This is a genomic window from Pseudomonas sp. B16(2017) (genome assembly GCF_002113205.1).
GTDB classification, from domain to species: Bacteria; Pseudomonadota; Gammaproteobacteria; order Pseudomonadales; family Pseudomonadaceae; genus Aquipseudomonas; species Aquipseudomonas pharyngis.
Map to the genome: position 1 here is coordinate 1 of NZ_NEKA01000020.1, position 17,260 is coordinate 17,260.

At 55.5% G+C, this 17,260-nt stretch carries 14 protein-coding genes and 4 tRNA genes; all 18 read left to right on the forward strand.

What is annotated here, in order from left to right; genetic code table 11:
• Positions 1–214 precede the first annotated feature (214 nt).
• Positions 215–1,168, forward strand: coding sequence for a bifunctional biotin--[acetyl-CoA-carboxylase] ligase/biotin operon repressor BirA (gene birA / locus CAG25_RS25585; protein WP_085613342.1), 954 nt, complete (start codon positions 215–217; stop codon positions 1,166–1,168).
• Complete coding sequence (locus CAG25_RS25590) at positions 1,158–1,907, forward strand: pantothenate kinase (RefSeq protein ID WP_085613343.1); 750 nt, start codon at positions 1,158–1,160, stop codon at positions 1,905–1,907. Before birA ends, CAG25_RS25590 begins: the two co-directional genes overlap by 11 nt.
• A 7-nt stretch (positions 1,908–1,914) precedes the next feature.
• Positions 1,915–2,355 carry a hypothetical protein gene (locus CAG25_RS25595; RefSeq protein WP_085613344.1) on the forward strand — a complete coding sequence of 147 codons (441 nt, stop codon included), beginning with the start codon at positions 1,915–1,917 and terminating at the stop codon, positions 2,353–2,355.
• Positions 2,356–2,498: 143 nt separating this feature from the next.
• Positions 2,499–2,583, forward strand: a tRNA-Tyr gene (locus tag CAG25_RS25600).
• Between the two features lie 25 nt (positions 2,584–2,608).
• A tRNA-Gly gene (locus CAG25_RS25605) sits at positions 2,609–2,682 on the forward strand.
• A 26-nt stretch (positions 2,683–2,708) separates the two neighbouring features.
• A tRNA-Thr gene (locus CAG25_RS25610) sits at positions 2,709–2,784 on the forward strand.
• A gap of 85 nt (positions 2,785–2,869) precedes the next feature.
• Positions 2,870–4,063 carry an elongation factor Tu gene (gene tuf, locus CAG25_RS25615; RefSeq protein ID WP_010220303.1) on the forward strand — a complete coding sequence of 398 codons (1,194 nt, stop codon included), beginning with the start codon at positions 2,870–2,872 and terminating at the stop codon, positions 4,061–4,063.
• 53 nt (positions 4,064–4,116) lie between these two features.
• Positions 4,117–4,192 (forward strand) — tRNA-Trp (locus tag CAG25_RS25620).
• A 45-nt stretch (positions 4,193–4,237) separates the two neighbouring features.
• Positions 4,238–4,606, forward strand: a complete 369-nt coding sequence (gene secE / locus CAG25_RS25625) for a preprotein translocase subunit SecE (protein WP_007957600.1) — start codon at positions 4,238–4,240, stop codon at positions 4,604–4,606.
• A 9-nt stretch (positions 4,607–4,615) separates the two neighbouring features.
• Positions 4,616–5,149 carry a transcription termination/antitermination protein NusG gene (gene nusG, locus CAG25_RS25630; RefSeq protein ID WP_007957598.1) on the forward strand — a complete coding sequence of 178 codons (534 nt, stop codon included), beginning with the start codon at positions 4,616–4,618 and terminating at the stop codon, positions 5,147–5,149.
• Between the two features lie 117 nt (positions 5,150–5,266).
• Entirely contained in the window at positions 5,267–5,698 is a 432-nt protein-coding gene (gene rplK / locus CAG25_RS25635; protein WP_003228756.1) for a 50S ribosomal protein L11, read from the forward strand.
• Complete coding sequence (gene rplA, locus CAG25_RS25640) at positions 5,698–6,393, forward strand: 50S ribosomal protein L1 (protein ID WP_003228754.1); 696 nt, start codon at positions 5,698–5,700, stop codon at positions 6,391–6,393. Before rplK ends, rplA begins: the two co-directional genes overlap by 1 nt.
• A gap of 198 nt (positions 6,394–6,591) precedes the next feature.
• Positions 6,592–7,092, forward strand: a complete 501-nt coding sequence (gene rplJ / locus CAG25_RS25645; protein ID WP_085613345.1) for a 50S ribosomal protein L10 — start codon at positions 6,592–6,594, stop codon at positions 7,090–7,092.
• Positions 7,093–7,166: 74 nt separating this feature from the next.
• The gene (gene rplL, locus CAG25_RS25650; protein ID WP_003228750.1) at positions 7,167–7,532 is read left to right on the forward strand and encodes a 50S ribosomal protein L7/L12; all 366 of its coding nucleotides are present in this window, start codon (positions 7,167–7,169) and stop codon (positions 7,530–7,532) included.
• Between the two features lie 220 nt (positions 7,533–7,752).
• Entirely contained in the window at positions 7,753–11,826 is a 4,074-nt protein-coding gene (rpoB, locus tag CAG25_RS25655; RefSeq protein WP_039772428.1) for a DNA-directed RNA polymerase subunit beta, read from the forward strand.
• A 63-nt stretch (positions 11,827–11,889) separates the two neighbouring features.
• On the forward strand, positions 11,890–16,089 hold the full coding sequence (gene rpoC / locus CAG25_RS25660) for a DNA-directed RNA polymerase subunit beta' (protein WP_064599784.1): 4,200 nt from the start codon (positions 11,890–11,892) through the stop codon (positions 16,087–16,089).
• A gap of 216 nt (positions 16,090–16,305) precedes the next feature.
• A complete protein-coding gene (gene rpsL / locus CAG25_RS25665) occupies positions 16,306–16,677 on the forward strand; it encodes a 30S ribosomal protein S12 (protein ID WP_003186084.1) in 372 nt (123 codons plus the stop codon).
• A gap of 108 nt (positions 16,678–16,785) precedes the next feature.
• A complete protein-coding gene (rpsG, locus tag CAG25_RS25670; RefSeq protein WP_007957592.1) occupies positions 16,786–17,259 on the forward strand; it encodes a 30S ribosomal protein S7 in 474 nt (157 codons plus the stop codon).
• Position 17,260 lies beyond the last annotated feature (1 nt).

Consider the following 17,260-nt stretch of genomic DNA (forward strand, 5'->3'; position numbering starts at 1 on the left):
CCATCCCGAACTCAGAAGTGAAACGATGCATCGCCGATGGTAGTGTGGGGTTTCCCCATGTGAGAGTAGGTCATCGTCAAGATTAAATTCCGAAACCCCAATTGCGAAAGCAGTTGGGGTTTTGTTTTGTCCGCAGGAAAATGGGTTGTTTGAATTCTATGCAGCGGCCCGGTGCATGGCTATTATTCGGGCCTCATTCTGAGGCGAGACCTGCATGCTGACGTTGTTGAACCTTCTGAAGGATGGTCGATTCCATTCCGGTCAGGCCCTGGGCGTTGCTCTGGGAATTAGTCGAAGTGCGGTGTGGAAGCAGCTTCAGCATCTGGAGACGGAGCTTGGGTTATCCATACATAAAGTTCGAGGGCGGGGCTATCAATTGGCTTCGCCGCTGGCGTTGCTTGACTCGCTCGCAATAGAGGAAGGTCTTGCCGGCTGGTCTGTCAGTGTCTTCGATTCCATCGACTCAACTAATGCTGAATCGTTGCGAGCGGTAGATCGAGGGCGGGTTGCGCCTTTTCTAATACTGGCTGAGCGTCAGAGTTCCGGGCGCGGGCGCAGGGGGCGTAAATGGGTAAGCCCGTTTGCTGAAAACCTTTATTACAGCCTCGTGTTGCGTATCGATGGAGGGATGCGTCAGCTCGAGGGGTTAAGTCTCGTTGTCGGTCTCGCGGTCATGCAGACCCTGCGCGCGTTTGGGGTGCCAGGTGCGGGACTGAAATGGCCCAATGATGTTTTGGTCGGGCGAAAAAAAATTGCAGGCATCCTGCTGGAGCTCGTCGGAGATCCAGCGGACGTTTGTCATGTAGTGTTGGGCGTGGGCATTAATGTGAACATGCAGGCTACAGACGAAGTCGATCAGCAATGGACTTCACTGCGTCTAGAGTCGGGTAAATCTTGTGATCGCAATATTCTGGCGGTTGAGCTGAGTAAGCAGCTGCAACTCTATCTGCGACGTCACCAGTCAGGCGGCTTCTCTGCGCTTCAGGCGGAGTGGGAGGCGAGCCATTTGTGGCAGGGGCAGCCGGTTTCTCTCACTGCCGGTGTCAATCAGGTAGAGGGTGTCGTGCTGGGAATCGATAATCAAGGCGCGCTGCGGCTAAAGGTAGATGGTGTGGAAAAGGTCTTTAGTGGTGGTGAGCTCAGCTTGAGGTTGCGTCATGATTCTTGAGCTCGATTGTGGAAACAGTTTTATCAAATGGCGGGTGCTGAGTGCAGAGTTGGGCGCCTTGGTCGCAGAAGGTGTGGTCGACTCTGATGGCGCCTTGGTCGACAGTCTTCGGTCGCTTGAGAAGATATCTCTCGGTAAATGTCGCCTTGTCAGCGTAAGAACTGAAGATGAGACCAATTTGCTTATTGGCTTGCTCAGGCGCGAGTTCGGCATTTCCGTTGTCTGTGCGTCGCCCGCTCGCGAGATGTCTGGCGTAACGAACGGTTACGACGACTATGAGCGCCTCGGTCTCGATCGCTGGCTGGCGATGCTTGGTGGTTTTCACCTGGCTAAAGGTGCTTGTCTGGTTCTTGATTTCGGGACGGCGGTGACCGCGGACTTTGTCTCCGCGGACGGTGAACATCTGGGAGGCTTCATTTGTCCTGGCATGCCGCTGATGCGTAATCAGTTGCGTACGCATACTCGGAAAATTCGCTATGGGGATCTGGCGGCGGAGCGGGCATTGGCGAGTCAGGCTCCTGGGCGCAACACGGCCGAGGCTGTCGAGCGTGGCTGTTTGTTGATGCTAAGAGGATTCGTATTGACGCAGCTGGAGGTGGCGCGTTCCTACTGGGGTGACGACTACAGGGTCTTCATTACGGGTGGTGATGCCGAGTTGGTTTCGGATGTTGCGCCTGAGGCTCGGATTGTTTCCGATCTGGTGTTCGTGGGTTTGGCTATGGCGTGTCCTTTGTCCTGAGGTTTGTATGCGTTGGTTGTTCCTTCTGCTTCTGGTACTCAATGTGTTTTATTACGTCTGGCATCAGCAGGAGGCCCCGCTACGCGCAAAGGATGTCACGCCTCTCAGTCTTTATCGTGGGTCGCAACAGGATATTCGCTTGCTGAGTGAGGCTGGTGGTGATGCTTCCCGTGAAAAAAGGACTGGAGGAAAGCCTGATGGGCAGTGCCTTTATGTGGGTGGTTTGGCGCGCCCCGAGTCCGCTCAGGCGTTGGAGCAGCGTTTGACGGAGCTTGGTGCAAAAGTTCTTCCTTCGTCAAAAGAGTCTTCCGGCGGCTCATATTGGTTCAAGGTTACGCCCGAAACCCAGCGTTTGTTGGGTGATGCTCAGCTGCAAAACCTTTCCAAGGAATTCAATGAGTTAAAACATAAAATAATGCTGTGCGAGGGGGTTGCACCTACTGAATAGTTTGCATAGAATGGCGCCCGCTCCACAGCGAAGACCTGAAAAGGTTGGTATGATGGAGTGATGTCAACGCAGCTAACCTCAGGTTTTTAAATGAGAAAATGCTTGACAGGGGGTTGGCATAGTATAGAATGCCGGCCTGATTAGGAGGGGTTCCCGAGCGGCCAAAGGGATCAGACTGTAAATCTGACGTCTACGACTTCGAAGGTTCGAATCCTTCTCCCTCCACCAGATTTTAGCGTGAGCTGCAGGCTCCGCGGGTATAGTTTAGTGGTAGAACCTCAGCCTTCCAAGCTGATGATGCGGGTTCGATTCCCGCTACCCGCTCCAAGTTTGCAGGTTGTGCAAAGTGTTACGCTCTTGTAGCTCAGTTGGTAGAGCACACCCTTGGTAAGGGTGAGGTCAGCGGTTCAAATCCGCTCAAGAGCTCCATATAACAAGGCAGATATGAAAATATCTGCCTTTGTTTTAATGGCTTGTGTTGTTTGCTCAATTTCTTCTGTTAGGGGTGATATCGATGGCTAAGGAAAAATTTGATCGTTCCCTGCCGCACGTCAACGTTGGCACCATCGGTCACGTAGACCACGGTAAAACCACGTTGACCGCTGCTCTGACTCGCGTCTGCTCCGAAGTTTTCGGTTCGGCCGTAGTTGAATTCGACAAGATCGACAGCGCACCAGAAGAAAAAGCTCGCGGTATCACCATTAACACCGCGCACGTTGAGTACAACTCGAACATTCGTCACTACGCTCACGTTGACTGCCCAGGTCACGCTGACTACGTGAAGAACATGATCACTGGTGCTGCGCAGATGGACGGCGCGATCCTGGTTTGCTCGGCCGCTGATGGTCCGATGCCGCAAACCCGTGAGCACATCCTGCTGTCCCGTCAGGTAGGCGTTCCGTACATCGTGGTTTTCCTGAACAAGGCTGACCTGGTAGACGACGCTGAGCTGCTGGAACTGGTTGAGATGGAAGTTCGCGACCTGCTGTCCACCTATGACTTCCCAGGCGACGACACTCCGATCATCATCGGTTCGGCTCGTATGGCGCTGGAAGGCAAAGACGACAACGAAATGGGCACCACCGCTGTTAAGAAGCTGGTGGAAACTCTGGACAGCTACATCCCAGAGCCAGAGCGTGCTATCGACAAGCCGTTCCTGATGCCAATCGAAGACGTGTTCTCGATCTCGGGTCGCGGTACTGTTGTGACCGGTCGTATCGAGCGCGGTATCGTTCGCGTTCAAGATGCTCTGGAAATCGTTGGTCTGCGTGATACCACCACCACCACCTGCACCGGTGTTGAGATGTTCCGCAAGCTGCTGGACGAAGGTCGTGCTGGCGAGAACTGCGGCGTTCTGCTGCGTGGCACCAAGCGTGACGACGTTGAACGTGGTCAGGTTCTGGTTAAGCCGGGTTCGGTTAAGCCGCACACCAAGTTCACCGCAGAAGTTTACGTTCTGAGCAAGGAAGAAGGCGGCCGTCACACTCCGTTCTTCAAAGGCTACCGTCCACAGTTCTACTTCCGTACTACTGACGTGACTGGTAACTGCGAGCTGCCAGAAGGCGTTGAAATGGTAATGCCAGGTGACAACATTCAAATGACTGTTACCCTGATCAAAACCATCGCGATGGAAGACGGTCTGCGTTTCGCAATCCGTGAAGGCGGTCGTACCGTTGGTGCTGGCGTAGTGGCCAAGATCATCGAGTAAACAGTTGTAATGTCTTTTTCAGGCCGGCATAATGGTCGGCCTGATTTTGTTTTAGGTCAGTAGCTCAATTGGCAGAGCGACGGTCTCCAAAACCGTAGGTTGGGGGTTCGATTCCCTCCTGACCTGCCAGATCCACTCGGTGTGTCTGGCTTTCTTTTCACAGGATCTTCATAGATGACTCCTAAAGCTGAAGCTCAAGGCTCTCGCTTCGATTTGCTCAAGTGGCTTGTAGTGGTCGCTTTGGTAATTGTTGGCGTTGTCGGTAATCAGTATTACGCTGCTTCGCCGATCCTGTACCGTGTACTCGCATTGCTTGTCATTGCTGCTGTAGCTGCCTTTGTAGGCCTGCAGACTGCCAAGGGCAAGTCTTTCTTTGTACTGGTTAAGGAAGCTCGCACCGAGATTCGTAAAGTCGTATGGCCAACTCGCCAAGAAACCACGCAGACCACACTGATTGTTGTGGCTGTTGTCCTGGTTATGGCGTTGCTGTTGTGGGGGCTTGATTCCCTGCTCGGTTGGCTTGTTTCCTTGATTGTCGGCTAAGGGTGTCCCGTGGCTAAGCGTTGGTACGTTGTGCATGCTTACTCGGGTTACGAGAAGCATGTCATGCGTTCGTTGATCGAGCGTGTAAAGCTGGCTGGCATGGAAGATGGCTTCGGCGAAATTCTGGTTCCCACTGAAGAAGTGGTTGAAATGCGTAATGGCCAGAAACGCAAAAGCGAGCGCAAATTCTTCCCAGGTTATGTGCTGGTTCAGATGGATATGAATGAGGGTACTTGGCACTTGGTCAAGGATACTCCTCGGGTGATGGGTTTTATCGGCGGTACTGCTGATAAGCCGGCACCAATCACCGATAAAGAAGCTGAGGCGATTTTGCGTCGCGTTGCCGACGGTAGCGACAAGCCGAAGCCGAAGACGTTGTTCGAGCCAGGCGAAACCGTTCGAGTCAATGACGGGCCGTTCGCTGACTTTAACGGCGTTGTTGAAGAAGTTAACTACGAAAAGAGCCGGATCCAAGTGGCAGTGCTCATTTTCGGACGCTCTACTCCGGTAGAGTTGGAGTTCAGTCAGGTCGAAAAGGTCTAGCTGAGCAAGCATCCCAACCCCGCAGCCCTAGGCTGTGGGGTTTTGTCGTCACTGGGATAAACGCGCAAGTAACCGGGGAGCCTTTCGAGGCGTTCGAACCCGTAATTGGAGTGCCTCATGGCCAAGAAGATTACCGCTTACATCAAGCTGCAAGTGAAGGCCGCTCAGGCTAACCCAAGCCCACCTGTTGGTCCTGCTCTGGGTCAGCACGGCGTGAACATCATGGAATTCTGCAAAGCTTTCAACGCCCGTACCCAGGGTCTGGAAGCTGGTCTGCCGACTCCAGTGATCATCACTGTCTACAGCGACCGTAGCTTCACTTTCGAAACCAAATCCACCCCTGCTTCGGTTCTGCTGAAGAAGGCGGCCGGTCTGACCAGCGGTTCCGCTCGTCCGAACACCGTTAAGGTTGGCACTGTTACCCGTGCTCAGCTGGAAGAAATCGCGAAAACCAAAAACGCGGATCTGACTGCAGCTGATATGGATGCAGCCGTGCGTACTATCGCCGGTTCTGCTCGTAGCATGGGCCTTAACGTGGAGGGTGTGTAATGGCTAAGCTGACCAAGCGTCAAAAGGCTATCGCCGGCAAAATCGAAGCAGGCAAGGCCTACAACATTGTAGACGCCGCTGCACTGCTGGCCGAGCTGTCGACTGTCAAGTTCAGCGAGTCGTTCGACGTAGCTGTAAACCTGGGCGTAGACCCGCGTAAATCCGACCAGGTTGTTCGTAGCGCTACTGTGCTGCCACACGGCACTGGCAAGACTGTTCGCGTTGCTGTGTTCACCCAGGGTCCAGCTGCTGAGGCCGCTCTGGCTGCCGGCGCTGACCGTGTAGGTATGGACGACCTGGCTGCCGAAATGAAAGGCGGCGACCTGAACTATGACGTAGTGATCGCATCCCCGGATGCCATGCGCGTTGTAGGTCAACTGGGTCAGATCCTCGGTCCACGTGGTCTGATGCCTAACCCGAAAGTCGGCACTGTTACCCCAGACGTCGCTACCGCGGTTAAAAATGCCAAGGCTGGTCAGGTTCGTTATCGCACCGACAAAAACGGCATCATCCACACTTCCGTTGGCAAGATCGGCTTCGATGCCGTCAAGCTGAAGGAAAACGTTGAAGCCCTGATCGCTGATCTGAAGCGTATCAAGCCAGCTTCTTCGAAAGGTATCTACGTCAAGCGCGTTACCCTGAGCACCACTATGGGCCCAGGTCTGGTTATCGACCAGAGCTCGCTGGACGCGTAAGACAAAAATTGGCGCAGTTGACTGCGCCAATTGAAAGATTGGGGTCCCTGCCTGGCGGGGGCTATCCAAGACCGTAGGCGACGCAAGTCTTAAACCTCAAGCCTACGCAGATGGTGCTCCCGGTTCCTTACCGAATCAGACACCAAAACGACATTCGGTTTCGATCGAATGAAACGGTAACAAGCAGGAGTTAAACCCGTGGCAATTAATCTCGAAGACAAGAAGGCCATCGTCGCTGAAGTCAACGAGGCTGCCAAAGTCGCTCTGTCCGCTGTCGTGGTTGATGCCCGTGGCGTAACAGTAGGCGCAATGACCGGACTCCGTAAAGAGGCTCGTGAAGCTGGCGTTTACGTACGTGTTGTACGTAACACCCTGCTCAAGCGCGCTGTTGCTGACACTCAATACAGTGTCCTCAACGACGTGTTCACCGGCCCGACCCTGATCGCATTCTCGAACGAACATCCGGGCGCTGCTGCTCGTATTTTCAAAGAGTTTTCGAAGGGTCAGGACAAGTTCGAGATCAAGGCAGCTGCGTTCGAGGGCAAGTTCCTCGCAGCTAATCAGATCGACGTTCTGGCAACTCTGCCGACCCGTGACGAAGCAATTTCCCAGCTGATGAGCGTGATTCAAGGCGCTACCAGCAAATTGGCTCGTACTCTGGCGGCAATTCGCGACCAGAAAGAAGCTGCTGCAGCCTAAGGCTCGTCAGCTTCTCGCGTTTTTTGTTTATTTCGATGGTCGCGTAGGCCGTCCCCCAATTCAGGAATTGAGTCATGTCTCTGACTAACGAACAAATCATCGAAGCAATCGGCCAGAAATCCGTAGTGGAAATCGTTGAGCTGATCAAAGCGATGGAAGAAACCTTCGGCGTGACCGCTGCTGCTGCTTCGGCTGGTCCAGCTGCTGCTGCCGCTGTTGTTGAAGAGCAAACCGAGTTCAACGTTGTTCTGCTGGAAGCTGGCGAGAAGAAGGTTAACGTGATCAAGGCAGTTCGTGAACTGACCGGTCTGGGCCTGAAAGAAGCCAAAGAGAAAGTAGACGGCGCTCCTCAGGTTGTAGCTGAAGGCGTTTCGAAAGAAGCTGCTGAAGACGCCAAGAAGAAGCTGGAAGAAGCAGGCGCTAAAGTCGAGCTGAAATAAGTATCGACTTTGCTCCTCCAGCCCGAGCGTCAAGCGACAGGCTGATGGCTGGTGGCTCTTGCCACCGGCCTTTTTCCGTTATTGGCAGCCGACTGGGTCGGTGTCGATAACGAGCTGTAACCACCCGATGCGGTGGCGCAAACCATGGGGTTTGCACGATTTTCTGGCTGCTCCCGTCGGGAGAGGCCAAACAAGCAGGTGACCAAGCTGGGGAACGCTGATGGCTTACTCATATACTGAGAAAAAACGTATCCGCAAGGACTTTAGCAAGTTGCCGGACGTCATGGATGTGCCTTACCTCCTGGCCATCCAGCTGGATTCGTATCGTGAATTCTTGCAAGCGGGAGCGACTAAAGATCAGTTCCGCGACGTGGGCCTGCATGCGGCCTTCAAATCCGTTTTCCCGATCATCAGCTACTCCGGCAATGCTGCGCTGGAGTACGTCGGTTATCGCCTGGGCGAACCGGCATTTGATGTCAAAGAATGCGTATTGCGCGGTGTAACTTTCGCCGTACCTTTGCGGGTAAAAGTGCGCCTGATCATTTTCGACAAAGAATCGTCGAACAAAGCGATCAAGGACATCAAAGAGCAAGAAGTCTACATGGGTGAAATCCCATTGATGACTGAAAACGGTACCTTCGTAATCAACGGTACCGAGCGTGTTATCGTTTCCCAGCTGCACCGTTCCCCGGGCGTGTTCTTCGACCACGACCGTGGCAAGACGCACAGCTCCGGTAAACTGCTGTACTCCGCGCGCATCATTCCTTACCGCGGTTCGTGGCTGGACTTCGAGTTCGACCCGAAAGACTGCGTATTCGTGCGTATCGACCGTCGTCGCAAACTGCCGGCCTCGGTACTGCTGCGCGCGCTCGGTTATACCACCGAGGAAGTGCTGGACGCGTTCTACACCACCAACGTATTCCACGTGAAGGGCGAAGGCCTGAGCCTGGAGCTGGTGCCTCAGCGCCTGCGTGGTGAAGTTGCGGTTCTCGATATCCAGGACGACAAAGGCAAGGTGATCGTTGAGCAGGGCCGTCGTATTACTGCCCGCCACATCAACCAGCTGGAAAAAGCCGGGATCAAAGAGCTGGACGTGCCTCTGGATTACGTTCTGGGTCGTACCACCGCCAAGGCGATTGTGCATCCGGCTACCGGTGAGATCCTGGCAGAGTGCAACACCGAGCTGTCGACCGAAATCCTGGCGAAAATCGCCAAGGCCGGCGTCGTACGCATCGAGACTCTGTACACCAACGACATCGACTGCGGTCCGTTCGTCTCCGACACGCTGAAGATCGACTCCACCAGCAACCAATTGGAAGCGCTGGTCGAGATCTATCGCATGATGCGTCCAGGCGAGCCGCCAACCAAAGACGCTGCCGAGACCCTGTTCAACAACCTGTTCTTCAGCCCTGAGCGCTATGACCTGTCTGCGGTCGGCCGGATGAAGTTCAACCGTCGTATCGGTCGTACCGAGATCGAAGGTTCGGGCGTGCTGTGCAAGGAAGACATCGTCGCGGTACTGAAGACTCTGGTCGACATCCGTAACGGTAAAGGCATTGTCGACGACATCGACCACCTGGGTAACCGTCGTGTTCGCTGCGTAGGCGAAATGGCCGAGAATCAGTTCCGCGTTGGCCTGGTACGTGTTGAGCGTGCGGTCAAAGAGCGTCTGTCGATGGCCGAAAGCGAAGGCCTGATGCCGCAAGACCTGATCAACGCCAAGCCAGTGGCTGCGGCGGTGAAAGAGTTCTTCGGTTCCAGCCAGCTGTCGCAGTTCATGGACCAGAACAACCCGCTGTCCGAGATCACCCACAAGCGTCGTGTCTCTGCACTCGGCCCTGGCGGTCTGACTCGTGAGCGCGCGGGCTTCGAAGTCCGTGACGTACACCCGACTCATTACGGTCGTGTCTGCCCGATTGAAACGCCGGAAGGTCCGAACATCGGTCTGATCAACTCCCTGGCTGCTTACGCTCGCACCAACCAGTACGGCTTCCTCGAGAGCCCGTACCGTGTGGTGAAAGAGGGTGTGGTCACCGACGACATCGTGTTCCTGTCCGCCATTGAAGAAGCCGATCACGTGATCGCGCAGGCTTCGGCGACCATGAACGAGCAGAAAGTCCTGATCGACGAACTGGTGGCCGTACGTCACCTGAACGAATTCACCGTCAAGGCGCCGGAAGACGTCACCTTGATGGACGTTTCGCCGAAGCAGGTAGTTTCGGTTGCAGCGTCGCTGATTCCGTTCCTCGAGCACGACGACGCCAACCGTGCGTTGATGGGTTCCAACATGCAGCGTCAAGCTGTACCAACCCTGCGCGCTGACAAGCCGCTGGTCGGTACCGGCATGGAGCGTAACGTGGCTCGCGACTCCGGCGTTTGCGTCGTGGCTCGTCGTGGCGGCGTGATCGACTCCGTTGATGCCAGCCGTATCGTGGTTCGCGTTGCCGATGACGAAGTTGAAACCGGCGAAGCTGGTGTCGACATCTACAATCTGACCAAATACACCCGCTCGAACCAGAACACCTGCATCAACCAGCGTCCGCTGGTGAGCAAGGGTGATCGTGTTCAGCGTGGCGACATCATGGCCGACGGTCCGTCCACCGACATGGGTGAACTGGCTCTGGGTCAGAACATGCGCATCGCGTTCATGGCATGGAACGGCTTCAACTTCGAAGACTCCATCTGTCTGTCCGAGCGTGTGGTTCAGGAAGACCGTTTCACCACGATCCACATTCAGGAACTGACCTGTGTGGCTCGTGACACCAAGCTTGGCCCAGAGGAAATCACTGCGGACATCCCTAACGTGGGTGAAGCTGCGCTGAACAAGCTGGACGAAGCCGGTATCGTTTACGTAGGTGCTGAAGTCGGCGCAGGCGACATCCTGGTAGGTAAGGTCACTCCGAAAGGCGAGACCCAACTCACTCCGGAAGAAAAACTGCTGCGCGCAATCTTCGGTGAGAAAGCCAGCGACGTTAAAGACACTTCCCTGCGTGTGCCAACCGGCACCAAAGGTACTGTCATCGACGTACAGGTCTTCACTCGTGACGGCGTTGAGCGTGATGCTCGTGCCCTGTCGATCGAGAAGTCCCAGCTGGACGAGATCCGCAAGGATCTGAACGAAGAGTTCCGCATCGTTGAAGGCGCGACCTTCGAGCGTCTGCGTTCCGCTCTGGTAGGCCACAAGGCTGAAGGTGGCGCGGGCCTGAAGAAAGGTCAGGACATCACCGACGAAGTACTCGACGGTCTTGAGCATGGTCAGTGGTTCAAACTGCGCATGGCTGAAGATGCTCTGAACGAGCAGCTCGAGAAGGCCCAAGCCTACATCGTTGATCGTCGCCGTCTGCTGGACGACAAGTTCGAAGACAAGAAGCGCAAACTGCAGCAGGGCGATGACCTGGCTCCAGGTGTGCTGAAAATCGTCAAGGTTTACCTGGCAATCCGTCGTCGCATCCAGCCGGGCGACAAGATGGCCGGTCGTCACGGTAACAAAGGTGTGGTCTCCGTGATCATGCCGGTTGAAGACATGCCGCACGATGCCAATGGCACACCGGTCGACGTCGTCCTCAACCCACTGGGCGTACCTTCGCGTATGAACGTTGGTCAGATCCTTGAAACCCACCTCGGCCTCGCGGCCAAAGGTCTGGGCGAGAAGATCAACCGGATGGTCGAAGAGCAGCGTAAAGTCGCTGAACTGCGCACCTTCCTGGACGAGATCTACAACCAGATCGGCGGTCGTAACGAAGATCTGGACAGCTTCTCCGATCAGGAAATCCTGGATCTGGCTAAGAACCTGCGTGGCGGTGTTCCAATGGCCACTCCAGTGTTCGACGGTGCCAAGGAAAGCGAAATCAAGGCCATGCTGAAACTGGCAGACCTGCCAGAAAGCGGCCAGATGCAGCTGACCGACGGCCGTACCGGCAACAAGTTCGAGCGTCCAGTTACCGTTGGCTACATGTACATGCTGAAGCTGAACCACTTGGTAGACGACAAGATGCACGCGCGTTCTACCGGTTCGTACAGCCTGGTTACCCAGCAGCCGCTGGGTGGTAAGGCGCAGTTCGGTGGTCAGCGTTTCGGGGAGATGGAGGTCTGGGCACTGGAAGCATACGGTGCTGCTTACACTCTGCAAGAAATGCTCACAGTGAAGTCGGACGATGTGAACGGCCGGACCAAGATGTACAAAAACATCGTGGACGGCGATCACCGTATGGAGCCGGGCATGCCCGAGTCCTTCAACGTGTTGATCAAGGAAATTCGTTCCCTCGGCATCGATATCGATCTGGAAACCGAATAACACGTGACGCGATCGAGAGCGGGGCAGGATTGCCCGCTCTCTGCTCCGCCAGGAGGAAAGGCCTTGAAAGACCTACTGAATTTGCTGAAAAACCAGGGTCAAGTCGAAGAGTTCGACGCCATCCGTATCGGATTGGCCTCGCCTGAGATGATCCGCTCGTGGTCGTTCGGTGAAGTTAAAAAGCCGGAAACCATCAACTACCGTACGTTCAAACCTGAGCGTGACGGTCTGTTCTGCGCCAAGATCTTTGGCCCGGTAAAGGATTACGAGTGCCTGTGCGGTAAGTACAAGCGCTTGAAGCACCGTGGTGTGATCTGCGAGAAGTGCGGCGTTGAAGTTGCACTGGCCAAGGTTCGTCGTGAGCGCATGGCGCACATCGAACTGGCTTCGCCGGTTGCCCACATCTGGTTCCTGAAATCGCTGCCGTCCCGTATCGGCCTGCTGATGGACATGACCCTGCGTGATATCGAACGCGTTCTCTACTTCGAGAGCTATGTCGTTATCGATCCGGGCATGACCACTCTTGAAAAAGGTCAGCTGCTGAACGACGAGCAGTACTTCGAAGCGCTGGAAGAGTTCGGTGACGATTTCGACGCCCGCATGGGTGCCGAAGCTGTCCGCGAACTGCTGCACGCTATCGACCTGGAACACGAGATCGGCCGGCTGCGTGAAGAAATTCCGCAAACCAACTCCGAAACCAAGATCAAGAAGCTGTCCAAGCGTCTGAAGTTGATGGAAGCCTTCCAGGGCTCCGGCAACCTGCCAGAGTGGATGGTGCTGACCGTTCTGCCGGTTCTGCCGCCAGATCTGCGTCCACTGGTTCCACTGGATGGCGGTCGTTTCGCGACTTCCGACCTCAACGATCTGTATCGTCGAGTGATCAACCGTAACAACCGTTTGAAGCGCCTGCTGGATCTGTCCGCTCCGGACATCATCGTGCGCAACGAAAAGCGTATGTTGCAGGAAGCTGTCGATGCACTGCTCGACAACGGTCGTCGTGGCCGCGCTATCACAGGTTCGAACAAGCGTCCTCTGAAATCCCTGGCTGACATGATCAAGGGTAAGCAAGGTCGTTTCCGTCAGAACTTGCTCGGTAAGCGTGTTGACTACTCCGGTCGTTCGGTAATTACCGTTGGTCCGACCCTGCGTCTGCACCAGTGCGGTCTGCCGAAGAAGATGGCTCTCGAGCTGTTCAAGCCGTTCATTTTCGGCAAGCTGGAAATGCGTGGTCTGGCGACCACCATCAAAGCGGCCAAGAAAATGGTCGAGCGCGAACTGCCAGAGGTTTGGGACGTTCTCGCGGAAGTGATTCGCGAACACCCGGTTCTTCTCAACCGTGCACCGACCCTTCACCGTCTGGGTATCCAGGCGTTTGAACCGGTACTGATCGAAGGTAAGGCTATCCAGCTGCACCCTCTGGTCTGCGCCGCGTACAACGCCGACTTCGACGGCGACCAAATGGCCGTGCACGTACCGCTGACGCTGGAAGCCCAGCTCGAAGCGCGTGCGTTGATGATGTCGACTAACAACATTCTGTCGCCAGCCAACGGTGAGCCAATCATCGTTCCGTCGCAGGACGTTGTATTGGGTCTCTACTACATGACTCGTGAAGCGATCAACGCCAAGGGCGAAGGTCGTGTGTTCGCGGATCTGCAGGAAGTTGACCGTGTGTTCCGTGCCGGCGAAGCCGCACTGCACGCCAAGATCAAGGTTCGTATCAACGAAACCGTGAACGATCGTGACGGCAACAGCGTGAACAACACCCGTATCGTCGACACCACTGTCGGCCGTGCGCTGCTGTTCCAGGTTGTGCCAAAAGGTCTGTCGTTCGACGTCGTCAACCTGCCGATGAAGAAAAAGGCGATCTCCAAGCTGATCAACCAGTGCTACCGCGTGGTTGGTCTGAAAGAGACTGTGATCTTCGCTGACCAGTTGATGTACACCGGTTTTGCCTACTCGACCATTTCCGGCGTTTCCATCGGTGTTAACGACTTCGTTATCCCGGACGAAAAAGCCCGCATCATCGGTGCTGCCACCGACGAAGTGAAAGAAATCGAGAGCCAGTACGCCTCCGGCCTGGTAACCCAGGGCGAGAAGTACAACAAAGTGATCGACCTTTGGTCGAAAGCGAACGACGAAGTCTCCAAGGCGATGATGGCCAACCTCTCGAAAGAGAAAGTCATCGACCGTCACGGCGACGAAGTCGAGCAAGAATCGTTCAACTCGATGTACATGATGGCCGACTCGGGTGCGCGGGGTTCCGCAGCACAGATTCGTCAGCTGGCCGGTATGCGTGGTCTGATGGCCAAGCCGGACGGTTCCATCATTGAAACGCCGATTACTGCGAACTTCCGTGAAGGTCTGAGCGTACTCCAGTACTTCATCTCGACTCACGGTGCTCGTAAAGGTCTGGCGGATACCGCGTTGAAAACTGCGAACTCCGGTTACCTGACTCGTCGTCTGGTAGACGTGGCGCAGGATCTGGTCGTGACCGAGATCGATTGCGGCACCGAACACGGTCTGCTGATGACTCCGCACATTGAAGGCGGTGACGTTGTAGAACCGTTGGGTGAGCGCGTATTGGGTCGTGTCATCGCCCGTGACGTATTCAAGCCGGGTACCGAGGACGTTATCGTTCCTGCAGGCACTCTGGTAGACGAGAAGTGGGTTGAGTTCATCGAGCTGAACAGCATCGACGAAGTAATCGTGCGTTCGCCGATCAGCTGCGAAACCCGCTATGGCATTTGCGCCAAGTGCTACGGCCGTGACCTGGCTCGTGGTCACCAGGTGAACATCGGTGAAGCGGTCGGCGTTATCGCTGCCCAGTCCATCGGTGAGCCGGGTACCCAGCTGACGATGCGTACGTTCCACATCGGTGGTGCGGCAAGCCGTACTTCCGCAGCCGACAGCGTTCAGGTGAAGAATGGCGGTACCGTCCGTCTGCACAACCTGAAACACGTTGAGCGTGTGGATGGCAACCTGGTTGCCGTGTCTCGTTCCGGTGAGCTGGCAATCGCTGACGACTTCGGTCGTGAGCGCGAGCGTTACAAGCTGCCGTACGGTGCCGTGATTTCGGTTAAAGAAGGTGACAAGGTCGACGCTGGCGCAATCGTGGCCAAGTGGGATCCGCACACTCACCCGATCGTTACCGAAATGAAAGGTACCGTGACCTACGTGGGCATGGAAGAAGGCATCACGATCAAGCGTCAGACTGACGAATTGACCGGTATGACCAACATTGAAGTACTCGATGCCAAAGACCGTCCGGCTGCCGGCAAGGACATTCGTCCTGCGGTGAAGATGGTTGATGACAACGGCAAGGATCTGTTGCTGCCAGGCACTGACGTTATCGCTCAGTACTTCCTGCCAGCCAACGCCCTGGTCGGTGTTGCGGACGGTGCGAAGATTGCGATCGGTGACGTTATCGCTCGTATCCCGCAAGAAACTTCGAAAACCCGTGACATCACCGGTGGTCTGCCGCGTGTTGCCGACCTGTTCGAAGCCCGTCGTCCGAAAGAGGCGTCGATTCTGGCTGAAGTCAGCGGCACCATCGCGTTCGGTAAAGAGACCAAGGGCAAGCGCCGTCTGGTCATTACCCCGAACGACGGTAGCGATCCGTACGAAGAGCTGATTCCGAAGTGGCGTCACCTGAACGTGTTCGAAGGCGAACAGGTAAACCGCGGCGAAGTTATCTCCGACGGTCCGAGCGATCCGCACGACATCCTGCGTCTGCTGGGTGTAAGCGCGTTGGCCAAGTACATCGTCAACGAGATCCAGGACGTTTACCGCCTGCAAGGCGTGAAGATCAACGACAAGCACATCGAGACCATCCTGCGTCAGATGCTGCGTAAAGTTGAGATCTCCGAGTCCGGCGACTCCAGCTTCATCAAGGGCGACCAGATGGAACTGACTCACGTACTGGTGGAAAACGAGCGCTTGGCGACCGAAGACAAATTCGTGTCCAAGTTCACTCGCGTGCTGCTGGGTATCACCAAGGCGTCGTTGTCGACTGAATCGTTCATCTCGGCGGCCTCCTTCCAGGAGACCACTCGCGTACTGACCGAAGCAGCGGTAACCGGCAAGCGCGATTACCTGCGCGGCCTGAAAGAAAACGTGGTTGTGGGTCGTCTGATCCCGGCCGGTACCGGTCTGGCTTATCACAGCGAGCGCAAGCGTCGTCGTGATGCAGACAAGCCGTTGCGCGTAAGCGCCAGTGAAGTGGAAGCTGCACTGACCGAAGCGCTGAACTCGAGCGGTAACTGAGTTCTGCGAAAAAATGAGCTGAGGCCCTGATCAAGCCGTTCATCGAATCAAGACAATTTGTCGAGGTTCGACGAGCGGGGAGGTCGGGGCCTTGCCTTGACTGGGGACAAGATCCTCTTTAGACTCTTGATCCCCTAAATTTGGCGGGAATTCGTTCCTGCCATTTTGCTTTTCTTGCAAGACAATAGCGTCGCAAGACAACAGTGGAGCTAGTAGATGGCAACTATCAACCAGCTGGTACGTCAGCCGCGTAAGCGTATCGTCGAGAAATCCGACGTGCCTGCGCTGCAGAACTGCCCGCAACGTCGTGGCGTGTGCACCCGTGTGTACACCACTACGCCGAAAAAACCTAACTCGGCACTGCGTAAAGTATGCCGTGTGCGTCTGACCAACGGTTTCGAGGTTTCCTCGTACATCGGTGGTGAAGGCCACAACCTGCAGGAGCACAGCGTGGTACTGATCCGCGGCGGTCGTGTAAAAGACTTGCCAGGTGTTCGTTACCACACCGTTCGCGGCTCCTTGGATACTTCCGGCGTTAAAGGCCGTAACCAGGGTCGTTCGAAGTACGGTACCAAGCGTCCGAAGTAATCGGCCGTTTTGCAGTTTTTCATTTTATTGAGTCGATAAGAGTAAGGTCGGGCGCGCATCCACTGGATCTGTCCCGAGCTAACCTGAAGACCGTTTGAGGGCTTATCAATGCCAAGACGTCGCGTAGCAGCAAAGCGTGAGATTCTGGACGATCCGAAATACGGAAGCCAAATCCTCGCCAAATTCATGAACCACGTTATGGAAAGCGGCAAGAAAGCCGTTGCCGAGCGTATCGTTTATGGTGCCCTGGAAACCGTTGCGGCTCGCAAGACCGGCACCGATCCCCTGGAACTCTTCGAAAAAGCACTCGACGCCATCGCTCCGCTGGTCGAAGTGAAGTCGCGCCGCGTTGGTGGTGCTACTTACCAGGTTCCGGTCGAGGTTCGTCCGTCCCGTCGTAACGCTCTGGCAATGCGCTGGTTGGTAGACTTCGCCCGCAAGCGTGGCGAGAAGTCTATGGCTCTGCGCTTGGCTGGCGAGCTGCTGGATGCTGCTGAAGGTAAAGGTGCTGCTGTTAAGAAGCGTGAAGACGTGCACCGTATGGCCGAAGCTAACAAAGCTTTCTCGCACTACCGCTTCTAAT